18 protein-coding genes are annotated in these 14,464 nt (G+C 63.9%); 9 read left to right on the top strand and 9 right to left on the bottom strand.

Translation table 11 applies throughout. The annotated features are described in order from the left end of the window. Positions 1-15: 15 nt before the first annotated feature. From E4P09_RS07835 to E4P09_RS07825, 3 genes are all read right to left on the bottom strand, one after another. Positions 16-1,065 carry an ABC transporter substrate-binding protein gene (locus tag E4P09_RS07835; protein ID WP_137388938.1) on the bottom strand — a complete coding sequence of 350 codons (1,050 nt, stop codon included), beginning with the start codon at positions 1,063-1,065 and terminating at the stop codon, positions 16-18. A gap of 133 nt (positions 1,066-1,198) precedes the next feature. Then, positions 1,199-2,224, bottom strand: coding sequence for a dipeptidase (locus tag E4P09_RS07830; protein WP_137388937.1), 1,026 nt, complete (start codon positions 2,222-2,224; stop codon positions 1,199-1,201). Further along, positions 2,221-3,258 (bottom strand): LLM class flavin-dependent oxidoreductase, encoded by a 1,038-nt coding sequence (locus E4P09_RS07825; protein WP_137388936.1) that lies wholly within the window; start codon positions 3,256-3,258, stop codon positions 2,221-2,223. Before E4P09_RS07825 ends, E4P09_RS07830 begins: the two co-directional genes overlap by 4 nt. A 129-nt stretch (positions 3,259-3,387) precedes the next feature. Between E4P09_RS07825 and ehuR the strand changes: the two genes are divergently transcribed. Together ehuR and E4P09_RS07815 are read left to right on the top strand one after the other, a co-directional pair. Continuing rightward, a complete protein-coding gene (ehuR, locus tag E4P09_RS07820) occupies positions 3,388-4,779 on the top strand; it encodes a MocR-like ectoine utilization transcription factor EhuR (RefSeq protein WP_137388935.1) in 1,392 nt (463 codons plus the stop codon). A 24-nt stretch (positions 4,780-4,803) separates the two neighbouring features. Then, positions 4,804-5,130: an NIPSNAP family protein gene (locus E4P09_RS07815; protein ID WP_137388934.1), complete on the top strand. Its 327-nt coding sequence runs from the start codon at positions 4,804-4,806 to the stop codon at positions 5,128-5,130. Here the strand turns inward: E4P09_RS07815 and E4P09_RS07810 are convergent. Continuing rightward, positions 5,127-5,654, bottom strand: a complete 528-nt coding sequence (locus tag E4P09_RS07810) for a gamma carbonic anhydrase family protein (RefSeq protein WP_137388933.1) — start codon at positions 5,652-5,654, stop codon at positions 5,127-5,129. The two genes, E4P09_RS07815 and E4P09_RS07810, sit on opposite strands and share 4 nt — an antisense overlap. Before the next feature lie 215 nt (positions 5,655-5,869). Between E4P09_RS07810 and E4P09_RS07805 the strand changes: the two genes are divergently transcribed. Next, a complete protein-coding gene (locus E4P09_RS07805; protein WP_137388932.1) occupies positions 5,870-6,535 on the top strand; it encodes a hypothetical protein in 666 nt (221 codons plus the stop codon). Here E4P09_RS07805 and E4P09_RS07800 read toward each other — a convergent pair whose 3' ends face one another. After that, positions 6,536-6,748: a DUF3126 family protein gene (locus E4P09_RS07800; protein ID WP_137388931.1), complete on the bottom strand. Its 213-nt coding sequence runs from the start codon at positions 6,746-6,748 to the stop codon at positions 6,536-6,538. A 117-nt stretch (positions 6,749-6,865) separates the two neighbouring features. Continuing rightward, positions 6,866-7,702 carry a serine O-acetyltransferase gene (gene cysE, locus E4P09_RS07795; protein ID WP_137388930.1) on the bottom strand — a complete coding sequence of 279 codons (837 nt, stop codon included), beginning with the start codon at positions 7,700-7,702 and terminating at the stop codon, positions 6,866-6,868. A 166-nt stretch (positions 7,703-7,868) separates the two neighbouring features. Between cysE and E4P09_RS07790 the strand changes: the two genes are divergently transcribed. Next, positions 7,869-8,690 (top strand): enoyl-CoA hydratase, encoded by an 822-nt coding sequence (locus E4P09_RS07790; protein ID WP_239025053.1) that lies wholly within the window; start codon positions 7,869-7,871, stop codon positions 8,688-8,690. Positions 8,691-8,926: 236 nt separating this feature from the next. Next, complete coding sequence (locus E4P09_RS07785; RefSeq protein ID WP_137388929.1) at positions 8,927-9,676, top strand: PRC-barrel domain-containing protein; 750 nt, start codon at positions 8,927-8,929, stop codon at positions 9,674-9,676. An 89-nt stretch (positions 9,677-9,765) separates the two neighbouring features. Here E4P09_RS07785 and E4P09_RS07780 read toward each other — a convergent pair whose 3' ends face one another. After that, positions 9,766-10,512: an alpha/beta fold hydrolase gene (locus E4P09_RS07780; protein WP_137388928.1), complete on the bottom strand. Its 747-nt coding sequence runs from the start codon at positions 10,510-10,512 to the stop codon at positions 9,766-9,768. Between the two features lie 184 nt (positions 10,513-10,696). On the opposite strand from E4P09_RS07780, the gene E4P09_RS07775 reads away from it, so the two are divergent. Then, on the top strand, positions 10,697-10,945 hold the full coding sequence (locus tag E4P09_RS07775; protein WP_137388927.1) for a zinc-finger domain-containing protein: 249 nt from the start codon (positions 10,697-10,699) through the stop codon (positions 10,943-10,945). Next, positions 10,932-11,465, top strand: a complete 534-nt coding sequence (locus E4P09_RS07770) for a GNAT family N-acetyltransferase (protein ID WP_137388926.1) — start codon at positions 10,932-10,934, stop codon at positions 11,463-11,465. Before E4P09_RS07775 ends, E4P09_RS07770 begins: the two co-directional genes overlap by 14 nt. Before the next feature lie 14 nt (positions 11,466-11,479). On the opposite strand, the gene E4P09_RS07765 is transcribed toward E4P09_RS07770, so the two are convergent. Continuing rightward, positions 11,480-12,115 carry a transglutaminase-like cysteine peptidase gene (locus E4P09_RS07765; RefSeq protein WP_170984283.1) on the bottom strand — a complete coding sequence of 212 codons (636 nt, stop codon included), beginning with the start codon at positions 12,113-12,115 and terminating at the stop codon, positions 11,480-11,482. Positions 12,116-12,288: 173 nt separating this feature from the next. Further along, a complete protein-coding gene (locus E4P09_RS07760; RefSeq protein WP_170984282.1) occupies positions 12,289-13,029 on the bottom strand; it encodes a PAS domain-containing protein in 741 nt (246 codons plus the stop codon). A gap of 199 nt (positions 13,030-13,228) precedes the next feature. Between E4P09_RS07760 and E4P09_RS07755 the strand changes: the two genes are divergently transcribed. Beyond that, a complete protein-coding gene (locus E4P09_RS07755; RefSeq protein WP_137388923.1) occupies positions 13,229-13,951 on the top strand; it encodes a rhomboid family intramembrane serine protease in 723 nt (240 codons plus the stop codon). 77 nt (positions 13,952-14,028) lie between these two features. Further along, positions 14,029-14,457 (top strand): CBS domain-containing protein, encoded by a 429-nt coding sequence (locus E4P09_RS07750; protein ID WP_137388922.1) that lies wholly within the window; start codon positions 14,029-14,031, stop codon positions 14,455-14,457. Positions 14,458-14,464 lie beyond the last annotated feature (7 nt).

Here is a 14,464-nt window from a genome sequence, read left to right as displayed (position 1 = left end):
TCCTGGCGGATCGTGTTACTGGTTGATGAACTGCGCCCAGCGCTCACGCGCCTCGGCCCCGTGCTTGCCCCACCAGTCGCCGCGGACCACGGCCTGCTTGGCGGCATTCTCGGGTGCGGTGTTCAGGGTCTTGGCGATTTCCGGCGTGATCTTGCCGGTCTCGTAGGCCTTCAGGTTGGCGGGGCCGTAGTCGATGTACTGAGGCAGGTTGGCCAGCATTTCGGCCGAGACCGCCGTTGCCAGGGCCTTCATGGCGAGATCCTTGTTCTTCACGCCCTTGGGGATCACCAGGCAATCGGCGATGAGCAGCCCTTGGTTGAAGGTGAAGTCGAAAGGCGCACCCGACTTGATGGCGGCGCTGATGCGGCCGTTCCAGGCGCCGATCAGGTCAACCTCGCCATCCGCCACCAGCTGGGCCGACTGCGCGCCGGACGACCACCAAACCGAAATATGCGGCTTGATCTTCTCCAGGCTCTTGAACGCCCGGTCGAGATCGAGCGGGTAGAGCTGATCCGGGGCCACGCCGTCCGCCAGCAGGGCGGCTTCCAGCACCTCGGCCGGATCGTTGCGGAGTGAGCGGCGGCCGGGGAACTTCTCCACGTCCCAGAAGTCGGCCCAGGATTGTGGACCTTCCTTGAACTTGTCCTTATTCCAGCCGATCACGTTGGAATAGTAGTTGAGGCCGATATAGGTCCGCTGCACCACGGCCGGGTCGAAGCCGGATTTGTCGATCACGCTGTAATCCAGGTCTTCGAACAGGCCCTCCGCCTCGCCTTGGGCACAGCCGTCGATGGTGAGCTCGGTGATATCCCACAACACGCTGTTGGCCGAGACCTGGGCACGCACATCGGCCAGACCGTTGGTGGTGTCCTCCAGGATCGTGATCCCGAGCTTCTCGGCCGTCGGCTGCCAGATGGCCTTCGACAGAGCCTCCTGATAATTGCCGCCCCAGGAGGCGATGGTGATCGTGTCCTGAGCCAGCGCGGTATTGGCGAACATTGTCGCGCAAGCAACGAGCAGCGCGGCGCGATAGGTTGTCCGAGAGATGAGTCCGGAGCGCAGCATATTGTCGTCTCCCCATTTATTGGAGTCCGGAAACCCGTTCAGCCTCACCCAGGATTTTCCGGATCGCACTACAATTCACGTTACCCGGTCAAACAAACCGGTCAACAGCGATATTGTCGTACGACAAGAAGCGCTAGACGGTCCAGATTGCGTCCAGCACGCGCAAGTAATTGCCGCCGAGGAAGGCCAGGATGTCGGCCTCTTTCCAGCCTTTCGTCACCAGCAGCTCCGTGATCTTGCCGAGCTCGGCCGGCGAGCCGCAGTCCACGGGATAGCGCGTGCGCACCTCGTTGCCGAAGGCGGCAGCATATTTGGTGATCGCCGTGGGGTAGCGATCGAGCGTCATCTGAATGATGGACCCGACCGTATCGAGATCGGTCACCGCCGGAAAATCGGTGCCGAAGGCCACGTGCTCGATGCCCACCAGGCTGACGATATGATCGAGATGGCGATAGAAATCCTCCAGCGTCGGCCGGCGCTCCGGATTGCCGTCCCAGCACATCGGACCATAGACGCTGGCGCCGATCAGTCCGCCGGTCTCGGCCACCGCCTTGATCAGCGCGTCATGCTTGTTGCGCGGCATGTCCGACACCGCCTTGGCGTTAGCATGGGTCAGGAGCACCGGCCGCTCGCTCAAGCTCGCCGCGTCCATCGCCGAGCGGTGGCCCACATGGCTCAGGTCGATGGCAACGCCGCACCGGTTCATCTCCGTGATGACGCGCCGGCCGAACAGGCTCAGGCCTGCATCCGCCGGCTCCAGGCAGCCGTCGCCGATGAAGTTGCGCTCATTATAGGTCAGCTGCATCACCCGGATGCCGAGCCGCTGAAAAAAGCGGATCCGGTCGAGCCGGTCGCCGATGGCGCGCATGTTCTGCCAGCCCATGATGAGGCCGATCTTGTTGGCCTGCCGAGCCGCATGAATGTCCTGTACCGTCTCGACGATGTGCCAGGGGCCCGCCGGGTCGGCCGCCCGGGCCAGCCAGCCGGCGATATCGTCGCAAGCGCCTTCGAAATCTGCGTTGAAGTCCGACACGGTGACGTTCACCGCGGCAACATTGCCCTGCCGCAGCACCGCGTCGGTGTCGCAGGAGAAGACCAGGCCGTCGACGATGAGGGCGCGCTTGTGCAGCTCGGCGGCGCGCGTGCTTTCGGTGGTCATACCGTTACCTCGGCCGAGGCTGTGCTCTTGAAATGGGGCATGACGTGAACGGCAAAGCGCTCGAGCGCGCCCATGACATCCCTGTGCGATGCGCCGAAATTCATGTTCACCTGAATGTCGTCGATCCCGAGCTCGGCATAGTGCCCGATCTTGTCCAGGCACTCCTGCGGCGACCCGATGATCAGGCTCTGGCGGATATCCTCCAGGGTCTCGGGCACGTCGAGCGGCACGATCGCGCCCCCTTTCACCGTGCCGGGCGTTTCGAACACATTGACGAACCGCCGATGGTTCTCGAGCGCGAGCTGCAGCTTCTCGGTCGTGTCCGCATCGTTCTTGGTCACGAAGCCCATGCGCAGCATGGAGTGCTTCTGGTTGAGCGGATTGCCGGGCGGCAAGGCCGCAAGGAACGCCTTGGCCTGCCGGCTCGCCGCCTCGAACGGGTCACGCAGCGGCGTGGTCATCACATTGAACCCGCGGCGCACCGTGCCGGCGATCGCGCCTTCCGACAGCGCGGCGACCCAGATCTTCGGACAGGGCTTCTGATAGGGCCGCGGGGTGATCGTGAGCGCATCGAACTTGTAATACTTGCTGTCCCAGCTCACCTCCTCCTCGCTGAGCAGCGCCATCAAGAGGTTGAGACTGTCATCGAAGCGGTCGCGGCTTTCCTCCACCGGCACATTGAAGCGGTCGAACTCGTAGCGGAAGGCGCCACGCCCGACGCCGATCTGAATGCGTCCATCGGTCAGGCAGTCCGCCTGGGCAATCTCGCCGGCAAGCCTGCGAATATCGTAGAACGGCAGTACCAGCACCGCGCTGATGAGCGGGATCGACTTGGTCTCCGCCGCCACCCGCACCGCCGTGAGCAGCGGGCTCGGGTGAACGAGATAGTTGATGAAATGATGCTCCGGGATGGTCAGGGAGATGAAGCCGAGCTCCTCAGCCAGCTTGGCTTCCTCGATCGTGTCCCGATAGAGTTGCGCCGCCGGGTAGGACATGTCTGGATAATAGCAGGGAAGATAGAAGCCGAACTTCATGACCGCTCCTTTGGCCGGGCAGCCGGTAGGGGGCGAAGGAGCCCGCGAGGATTTGTATTGCGTTTTGGATTATGTTGAGTGAGATTTGCATGTCAATTTGAACATTGTCGTACAACAACTCCCCTTCATATGTGGATACCGAACTACAAGAACCGCAAAGGCAAGCTCTATGTCGCCATCGCTGATGCCCTGGCGGAGGACATTGCCGAGGGGCGGCTGGCGCCGGGGGCGCGCTTGCCCACCCACCGGGAATTGGCGTGGCAGCTGAAGCTTTCCGTCAGCACGGTAAGCAAGGCCTATGCCCTGGCGGAGCGTCGCCATCTCATCGAGGGCTCCGTCGGCCGCGGTACCTTCGTCACTTCGCGCCCGTCCGACCTGCCCCGGCTCGAGCCGAACCGCGCCCAGTCCGACCGTATCGATCTGAGCTTCAACTGCTTGGTGGTGCTGCCCTCGCAGCAGGCGGCGATCGCCCGGGCCATGCAGGATGTGGTCGAAGGCGATCGCATCGAAGCCTTGGTGCCATACCACCGTCCATGGCTCGGCTTCCCCGAGCACCGCCTATCTGCGGTCAAATGGCTATCGGCGCTCGGGTATCCCGCCCATGCGGACGACATCGTCATTGTGAACGGGGCGCAGCAGGCCGCTGCTGCCATCCTCAACGCCATCACCGAGCCCGGCGACACCATTCTGCTGGAAGAGCTGGCCGACCCAGGCATCCGCTTCCTGGTCGCCAATCGGCACCTGACGCCGAAAAGCGTAGCCATCGATCAGCACGGCGTGATCCCGGAGGCGTTCGAGGCGGCCTGCAAGGGTGGCACCATTCGCGCGCTGTTCTGCATCCCCACCCATCACAGCCCCACGCTCGCGGTCATGCCAGTCGAGCGGCGCAAGGCACTCGCCGAGATCGCCGCCCGCTACGATGTGGCGATCATCGAAAACGACGTGTGCGGCGGCCTGATGGACAGGCCACTGCCCCCCATTGCCAGTTTTGCGCCGGAGCACGGCTTCTACCTCACCAGCCTCTCCAAGGTCATCTCGGCCGGCCTTCGCATTGGCTTCATCGCGGCCCCGCGAGGCCGGGCCAAAGACCTCATCCCTGGCCTTGCCTCGACCACCTGGATGGCGTCGCTATTCTCGGTCGAGATCGCCAGTCGGCTCATCGAGAACGGTGCGGCGCAGCGCCTGGTGGACGAGCAACGTGAAGAGCTACGGAAGCGTCAGGCCATGGCCGCGGACCTCCTGAGCGGCTATCAGGTGAGTGCCCTGCCCACCGGTCTGCATGTCTGGGTGACCCTCCCGGAAAGCTGGCGCGCGGAGGGGTTTGTCGCTGCTGCGAATTCCCGTGGCGTCGCCGTAACGCCGGCGGAAGCCTTCATGGTGGGCCATGGTCCGGCGCCACAAGCCGTTCGGCTGAGCCTGGGCGGAGCGACGCCGTCGCGCGGCGAGCTCCAGCAGGGGCTGGAGATCGTGGCCGAACTGCTCCGCAGCAAGCGCCCGGCTGCATCCTACCTTGTGCTTTGATCGTCGTTCGAGGGAGTTGGGATCGTGATCTACGAATTGAGACGCTATATGCCAGTGGCCGGGAAGGAGGCCGCGCTGCGCGACCGCTTCGCCAACGGCACGCTGCGGCTGTTCGACAAGCTGGGCATCAAGGTCACCCATTTTTGGGAGCATGCTTCCGTGCCCGGCGAGCTCTGGTACGTTGTCGCGTGGCGGGACGAGGCGGCGATGAAGGCGGGCTGGGAGGCGTTCCGGAACGATCCGGAATGGACGGCCTTCAAGGCGAAGACGGAAGCGGACGGGCCGCTGGCCGCCTCCATCACCTCGATCCCGCTGAAGGACGTCGACTTCTTCACGCAATCGCCGGCCTAGATCTCCGCGAGGCCCTTGGCGAAGCGCTTCCAATTGGCGACGTAGTGCTCGGCCGACTCGATCAGCCCCTGCTGCTCCTCCTCGGTGAGCTCGCGCACCACCTTGCCCGGCATGCCCATGACCAGCGAATTGTCGGGAATGATCTTGCCTTCGGGGATGAGCGCGCCGGCGCCGATCAGGCAATTCCTGCCGATCTGCGCCCGGTTGAGCACGGTCGCATTCATGCCGATCAGACTGTTGTCGCCGATGATGCAGCCGTGCAGGATGGCCTTGTGGCCGACCGTCACGTTGCGGCCCACCGTGAGCGGACAGCCTTCGTCAGAATGGAGCACAGCATTATCCTGAATGTTCGAGTTCTCGCCGATATGAATGGGATCGTTGTCGCCGCGCAGCACCGCGCCGAACCAGACGCTGACATTGCGGTCGAGCAGAATGTTACCGATGACGGCGGCGCTGGGTGCAACCCAGTATTCTCCGGTCGGAGGAAGATGCGGGCCGATATTTTCGAGACGGAAGATCGTCATTGCTTGCCTTTCCTGGTTCTTGGTGACGCGGATGATCTCTCATAGGAGCATGGCGGCCAATGCGCCAGAGCCCACCATATCGGCCTCGCGCCGAGACCCGTGAGAGAGCAGGCGGAAAACCTGCGCGGCGCCCGGGCCCTGCGGCACGGCCGGTCTCCGCGCCCGGATCCGCGCGCCGAACGTCGCGCCAGTCGCTCACCTGGCCTCTGCTGATCATGGCGGGGCTCTTTGCCCTGTTCACGGGCGGCCTGCTGGCGGCCTATTTCGCGCCGCATCCGGAGCTGCTGTTCGGCGGAAACGACGAGGCACGGGATTTCGGCCGAACCGAGGTGCTGACGCTGCACGACGCACGCCTATCCATTCCCCGTCCTTATGTGCTGCAGGTGAGCAGGCGGATTTTCGGTTCCGTGACTCGGGTGACCTTGCAGATCCCGTGGCCGTTCGCGGCGGGTGTGCCGGCTGACGGCCGCGACGGCGCAGACCTCGAGCACCTCGTCACGATAGAGCTGGCCGGGCGCACACCGCTGGCCAGCGCGACCGAGCGGCTGACGCGGATCTATCCCGTCTATTTCGACGGACCGGGAGAGGCCATCGAGGCAGGACTCACCCGGTACCGGTTCAAGCCGGGCTCACCCTACAGGGCTATGCACCTCTACGTGGGGCAGGCAGAGCCGCAGGGCGAGCCCGTGCTGTTCCATTGCGCCGTGGAGGACGGCTCCGCCATTTCCCCACTTTGCGAAAGACGGCTGGACCTTACGGACAAGGTGACAGCCGTCTACCGCTTTCATCAGCGCCATCTCACACAATGGCAGTCGCTCGAAGCGACGATCGCCGACCTGCTCAGACGGCTGCGCACCGACACCGGCGCGCCGGCATCGTGATCATTCTGGCAGGTCGATGTCCAGGATCGCCATCTGGAAGTTATAGGACAGGTCGCCATCCTCATCGTCGCGGAACAGGACTCCGATGAATTCCTCACCCAGATAGACTTCGGCAGAGTCGGTCTTCTGCGGCCGCCGCCGCACCTCGATGTTCGGCCGCTGGAACTTCTCCCGCAGATATTGCTCTAGTTTTCGGATCTCATCTGCCTTCACTGTTTTCTCCTTGTTGAATCCATAAGTCAGCGCGGACCTGTGGGGCCACGCGCAAGCCGGGTGGTGCGGGAGATGCGCCAACCTGGAGCGGGACAGCAACCGCGATCCGCAGCGGTCTCAGACCGTTCCGTCGGGGCCAGACTCGTCGCGCAGCACATGGTCCATGCGCCGGGCTGGCTCTTCGCACCCGGCATAGCCGACCACCTTCGCGGGCACCCCGGCCACCGTGCGATTCGGCGGCACATCGTGCAGAACCACGCTGCCCGCGGCCACCCGCGAGCAATGCCCGATTTCGATGTTGCCCAGGATCCGTGCGCCCGCGCCGATCAGCACCCCACGCCGCACCTTCGGATGCCGATCGCCCACGTCCTTGCCGGTTCCGCCGAGCGTCACGTCATGGAGCATGGAGACATCGTCCTCAACCACGGCGGTCTCGCCGATCACCACCGCGTGGGCGTGATCGATCATGATGCCGCGCCCGATTCGGGCAGCCGGATGGATGTCCACCGAAAAGATCTGCGAGGCGCGGCTTTGCAGATAGAGGGCGAAGTCCTTGCGCCCCATGATCCACAACGCGTGCGCCATGCGGTAGGTCTGAACCGCATGGAAACCCTTGAAATACAGCAGAGGCTCGACGTAGCGGCTGCAGGCCGGGTCGCGGTCGTAAACGGCGACGATGTCGGCGCGCGCCGCTTCCCCGATCGCCGGATAGGCCTCCAGAGCATCCTCGAAGGCCTTCACGATGAGATCGGCACCGACATCCGTATGGCCGAGCTTCTGGGCAAGGCGTTGCGACAGCGCATCCTCGAAGCGGTCGTGGGACAGCACCGTGGAAAAGACAAAGCCGCCCAGGGCCGGCTCGGCGGCTGCGATTTGCTCGGCTTCCTCGCGGATTTGGGTCCATACCGGGTCGAGCTGCTGGAGCACCGCGCTCGATGCAGTGATGCGCGCCATTGCCTTCTCCTTCCGCTCCCGCGGGAGCCTTGTGCCTTGCGGCCGACACAGAACGAGATAGCCGCTCCGCCGATCATGTACAAGCCGAAGCATGATGGCTTGCAGCCGGCAGGCGGCTCTGCTAGCGGCACGCAGACCGACTGTTCCATGTGGGCGAGGTGAGACTGTGACCGAAAAGATTCTGGAAAATGGGGACGTACTGCCATCGCCGACACAGCATATAGCGGCACGCCGCATGGGCAGTGTTGGTTACCTGATCTTTAACCGGCCCGAGCGGCGCAATGCGGTGAGCGTGGAGATGTGGCGCGCCATCCCGCCGCTGATGCAGGCCTTCAACGAGGATCCTCAAATCCGTTCGATCGTGCTGGCGGGGGCCGGCGAGCAGGCCTTCATCGCCGGGGCGGATATCGGCGAGTTCGAAGGCGAGCGCAGCGACGCGGCCGCCGCGGCCCTATATGAGCAGCAGAACAGCGCGGCCTACCGGGCGATCGCCGGCAGCCCCAAGTCGGTCATCGCCATGATTCACGGCTTCTGCATCGGCGGGGGCGTTGCGATCGCACTGGCCTGCGACATGCGCGTGGCCGCCGAAGGAGCGAGCTTCGCCATACCGGCAGCCCGCCTCGGGCTCGCCTATCCGCCTGACGCCCTGGGCCTGCTGCTGCATGCGGTCGGGCCTTCCCGCGCCAAGCTGATCATTCACACGGCGCGCCGCTTCACCGCCGAGGAGGCGCTCGGCATGGGGCTCATCGACCTGCTGGTGCCGAGGTCGGCGCTGCAGGCACGGGTGGACGACCTCACCGCCGCGATCGCCGACAATGCGCCGCTCAGCATAGCCGCGGCCAATGCCTGCATCGATGCCCTGGCGGTGCCCGGTGCGCTCGACGAGCCCGCGCGCGCAGCGATCGCGCGTTGCTTCGACAGCGAAGACTATCGCGAGGGCCGCATCGCTTTCATGGAGAAACGACGGCCGGTTTTTCACGGCCGTTGAAGCAGGCGGCAGGATCTACTTCCCTGAATAACAGTGATCTTCCGCGACGCTTGTGGAACCGAACCCGGCATTGCGCGTTAGTCCGACATAGAAGCTGGGTTTCCTTCGGTCTGGCAGTCGGGGGCGCTTGGGGTACGCCGTTAGAGCCGACGTCTGCTGGGACCGGAAGATATGCTTCGACCGAAGTCGGCTCGACTTCGCTTCGGGCAGTATCATTGCAAGGTCAGGAGGCAGATATGCTGAGGAAAACGGTTAGTGTAATCGCAATTGCGGCGGGTCTGGGGCTTGCCCCAGTCGTCGTTGCTCAGGCGCAAACGAGCAATCCGACGCCGCCAGCCACGACGGATCAGGCGCAGCAGAACCAGAATGCCACGCCTGGTACGGCCACGCCGAGCCCGGACACCGGCACGACGGCTCAGACCCCCAGCACGGGCACCGGGACTGACACCGGGACAACGGCTCAAACGCCGAGCACCGGCACCGATACCGGCACGACCGCGCAGACACCTGCGACACCCGGCACGACCGATCAAACCGCCCAGACCAACCAGGGCGAGGGTGATATGATCGACGGGCAAATCACCATGCAGCAGGAAGGGACCTATCTCGGGACCGACCTGATCGGCACGACCGTGTACTCGTCCAATGACGAGGACATTGGTGACGTGAACGATGTGATCATCACCACGGATGGTCAGGTTCAGGGCATCGTGGTTGGCGTCGGCGGCTTCCTCGGCATCGGCCAGAAGGACGTCGCGATCCAGATGGACAAGGTCCAGATGATGGATCAGGGCGACAACACAGCCAAGCTCGTGGTGAACGCAACCCGCGAGGAACTCGAGCAGGCGCCGGAATTCCGGACGGTTGCCGAGATGAACTCCGAGCGGAACAACAACACCGGTGATGCGGCCAATACGCCCATGACCGGCGCGACGGGCACCGGCGGTGCGGCCGGCACCGGCTCGACCACCGGCACCTCGCAGTGATCGATCGTTAAGGTCGGATCGGCTGAGATCGAGGTCGCGCTGTTCCGGCGCGGCCTCGTCTCTTTATGACCAAAGCATTGATCGGCGGCTCACTTCTCGAGAAAGGCAAGCACCCCCTGCTTGTAGCGGCGGTCGCCGACCGTGCGCATGTGATCGCGATCGGGCACCACCAGGATCTCCGCGCCGGGAATGACTGCCTGTAGCGGCTCGGGCCGTCCGGCGATCTCATCCTTCCCGCCGACCACGATCAGAGTGGGCGCGCTGATACGTCCGAGCTCTTCGGCCGAGATCTTCTGCCGCGACGTCCTGATGCAGGCCGCCAAGGCGCGCCGGTCACTCTTGGTGGCGTCGGCGAACAGGCGGAAGGGCCGGGCGTGCGGATCCCGCACCTCGTCGGGATTTTCGGCCTCCAGTGCCGCCGCGATTTCCTGGGCGCCGGCGACCCCGTTGATCATGTTCTCGGCGAGACCCGCAAGGATCAGCTTCCCCACTCGCTCCGGGTGGTCTATGGCGAGCCGGGCCGCCACGCGAGCGCCCATGGAATAGCCCATCACATCGGCGCGGGCGATGTGCAGATGGTCGAGCAGGGCGCGTGCGTCCTCCGCCATCGCGGATGTCGTGTAGAGCTCCGACCGGTAGAGCTTCTCGCTGTTGCCATGGCCGCGGTGATCGAACACGATCACCTGGCGGCCATTGTCGGCCAGCGTCTCGACCCAGCCGGTATCGATCCAATTCGCACGCGCATTGGAGGCGAAACCGTGGATCAGCAGGATCGGCGGGCCTTCACCTCGCACCTCATAGTCGATACACACGCCTTGCGAAGAGAATTGCGGCAAGGTTCTGCTCCTGATGCTACGTCACGGGCAAGCTTTGCGGGGGCGCCAGGATATGCTATTCGCGGCACAGAGCAATCGCCCGGCGGACTGAACAGGCGGTCACCGGCCTGCTGGAGGCCTCGAAACCAAAGCTTGGCGGGTTTGGAGCCGCCGCGCCGCCCGCCGGCAGGACAATGGATCAATCATGGCGCACACGATCATTCCGAAATTCCACAATGACAGGGGCGTGGACGTCATCGAGATTGGCGTCAAGGAATTCGAGTGCGTCGGCGCCTCGGCTCCGTTCGACCACCCGCATGTCTATCTCGACATGGGCGACGACAGCGAGATCATCTGCCCCTATTGCTCGACCGTCTATCGCTACAAAGGCAGCCTGGGACCGGAAGCTTCCAATCCGGCAGACGCGCTGTACAAGGAATATGTCGAGGGCTGATCCGGACCCGGATGCGTCGGCTACGGCCGCTCGGGGACGCCCTGCGCTGGTCCGCCGGTTTGAAGACGAGGACACTCCCGCCGTCATCGCGTTGGCAGAGGAACTGCGCCGGTTCGAAGCCGGGCTTTATGGCCGCATGCGCGTCTCCGGCCGTCTGGGCCGGTGGTATGTCGAGGACCTGCTGGCGGACTGCGCGGACACCGACGGAGAGATCCTGGTGGCGGACATCGACGGCGAAGTGGTCGGTTATGTCAGCGTGCGCGCCCGGGTGACCGACGAAGCGCGCGATCGCAGCCAGCTCACTTACGCCATGGTCGACGATCTCATCGTCTCGCGCGCCTTCCGTGGGCGCGGTATCGGCCGGCTCCTGATCAAAGCCGCACAGGACCACGCCAGGCGCAAGGGTGCATCCTTCATCCGCATCGGCGTGCTCGCCAGCAATCGCTCCGCCCACGATCTCTATCGGAGGGCCGGCTTCGCGGACCATCTGATCATGCTGGAGAAACCGCTCGACGGCTAGGTCGGGGCCTTTCTCTACCGGGTGGCGACGGCGGCGGGCGCCGGCCTGCTGGTCGCATCCAGCGCTTCCCAGATCTGCGGATCATAGGAAGACTGACGCTTCACGAACTGGTAGGGCGTCTCCGACCAGTCGAGCACGGTCGGGTTCTGGTTGTCGAGGATAAGATCGCCGGCGGTGGTCTTGACCGTCAGCACCGCATGGCCATCGCCACGCTGGTCGATGACGACCGTCACCAGCAGGGTGGAGCGCGGCCAGCCATGCTGCTCGAGATAGTATTGCTTGAGCAAGGCATAGTCTTCACAATCGCCCTGTTTGCCCGGCAGCGTCCAGTGCTCCTCAAGGCCATAGAGCTCGTGATCGGTGGCCGGCTTGACCTTCCTGTTCACATAGTCGTTCACGGAAACCAACTGCTTGAGCCGCTCGGGCGTCAAGGCCATGCGGGCCGGCGCGGTACGCTGGCGATCGCACGAGTTCGGGTAACGCTTGCAGAAATCGACGAAGCCGATCGGTGGCAGGGCCTGTTCGTGCACCTTCACATAAACGGCCTTGGCGGCCAGGCGATAGCCCTCGCCCTGGTTGGTCTGTGCATTGGCTTGCGCCGCGGCAGCGATGGCTCCGGCAAGGACGACAGTTGTAAACAGTGCTTTCATATGTTTGACGCCCGTATCTCTTCTTTGTTGAGACATCCTTGGGCGGCAATCTTTTAAACAAAGGTAATGCGAAGAAGATCTGCTTTTGATGTTTGACAGATGGCTAAATGCTTAAAAATAACTTGTTCTTAGCAAATTCGATAATCTAAGACGGTATTTACCGTTTAACCCATTCACGCTCGAGAAACCAATTTCTCGACATCGCCGAATGGCTCTGTGTCCAAGGTTTTTCCACCGAGCAGACGGAAAGAGGTTATCGGGTGTTTATCAAACCAATAGGGGTCGTTAAGGGGAAACAGGCCGCCAAGCACCTGGACCGTCTGGCGCCCGTCGACCCGAACGGGCAGGAACACGCACTGAAACGCGGCCTGGCGGCCGGATCGCGTGGCGCCGGCCACCAAAAAAATGTGGCAGCCGAGGTGGGAAATGGTGCTGCTGAGGGCTTGCACGACCAGGTCCCGGTCGTGCTCCGGCCACAAGGTGGAGAACTCGACGCCGGTCAGCTCGCGGCCGGTGAAGCGCCTGAGCGCGGTGCCCGCCAGGCGCAATCTGAACAGCGGCTGGACAGGATTGCGCTCGAGCACCATCATGAATGGCAGCAGCGCCCCCATCTCTTGCAGGTTCATCGCGCTGCGGGAAGGGATGGGCTGGGCCCCGCGCCAGCGGTTCCAGAGCTGCAGCAGCCGCCGGGCATCCGGATGAACGATGCCTGTCTGCTCAACCCCTGACGGGGTTACCACGGTCATCCGCATTCCCTGTTCTGCAATGACATAAGGCGGCTTTTGCGCCCGCTCTGAACAGCCCCTGCTGCAGGCACCGTGCCAAGCCTGGCCTGTGCCATATTGGAGCAGCGCCGAGACCGGGCGCCCCCACCCAGCTTTTTGGATGCGGGCACCAATGGCGGTCTCGTCCATTTCCTCCACGGGGACGACGCGAGCGTTTCGCCGTCGCGAAAACACTGGCGGCGGCCCCCCGGAAAATGCGAAACAGCATGTGCCGATGCGACTGACCACAGCGAGAGGCCGCCATGAGACATGACCATCCCCCGGTCTCGCCCACCGGGCCGCTATGGCCCCGCAGAGCGCGGGCTGCCAGCGCGGGGTGTTGCCACGCATGAATCGAGCCTTCTCCTCCGAGCCGGTGCTCAACGCGCCGGCCGTCGTCCTCGCGCTGATCGGCATCTTCGTGGTGATCCATGCGATCAGATCTCTCCTTCCCGCCGAGTGGGACCTGTGGGTGATCCTTGCCTTCGCCTTCATCCCGGCACGCTATGTTCTGCCGGCGGGGTCGCTGCCCGGAGGCCTCGGGGCTGATTTCTGGACTTTCGTGACGCACATGCTGCTGCATGGCAGCTGGGCGCATCTCCTGGTGAACAGCTTCTGGATGCTGGCTTTCGGCACGCTCATGGCGCGCCGCCTCGGCACCGCCGGCTTCCTCGTGCTGACGGTCGTTTCCGGAATTGCCGGCGCCCTCCTGCACCTCATCATCTACTGGGGTGCGATTGCCCCGGTGATCGGCGCCTCCGCCGGCATCTCCGGCCAGATGGGAGCCGCCATCCGGCTGATGTTCTCCGACCCCGGCGGCTTGCTGGCGGCCGCCCGCCGCGACCAGCGCTTCACACGGCCCCTGTCGATCCGAGAAACCTTCACGATGCGCGGCCCGCTGACGTTCATCATCGTGTGGTTCGGCATCAATCTCGTTTTCGGGCTGTTGAGCTTCGGCGCGAACGAGGGGGGCACCGTCGCGTGGCAGGCCCATATCGGCGGATTCCTGGCTGGGCTGCTCGCCTTCGCCCCGATCGACCGCTGGGCGCGGCGGTACAGTTACTCGTCATGAACGAAGCGAAGTGATTGCTGCCGCGCTGCGGCGATCTATGTTACAGTGTCAGGACCCAGCAGCGCATGGAGGACGGCATGACCGTGGCGGCAATCCTCAAGCAGAAGGGTCGCGATGTGATCACCAGCGAGGTGACTGCGACGGTGCATGAAGTCGCCAAACGCCTCGCCCATTGGCGCATCGGCGCGCTCCTGATCCTCGACGAGGGCGGCGACATTGTCGGGATCGTGTCGGAGCGCGACATCGTTCATGCCCTGGCCGAGCGGGGCGCGGCCATTCTATCGGAGCCGATCGCCAGGATCATGATCAGCAATGTCATTACCTGCTCGCCGGATGACAGCGTCGCCCGGCTGATGGAGGTGATGACGGAGAATCGCGTGCGGCACCTGCCCGTCGTGACCAATGGCCGCCTCGAAGGCATCATCTCCATCGGGGATGTGGTCAAGATGCGAATCGCCGAGGCCGAGCTGGAGGCCGAGGAGATGAAGCGTTACATCGTCTCCTGAAGCGGGA

The sequence above is a fragment of the Rhodoligotrophos defluvii genome, assembly GCF_005281615.1.
GTDB classification, from domain to species: Bacteria; Pseudomonadota; Alphaproteobacteria; order Rhizobiales; family Im1; genus Rhodoligotrophos; species Rhodoligotrophos defluvii.
Note: the sequence above shows the minus strand (reverse complement) of the source record. Positions and strands in the feature narration are given on the sequence as shown.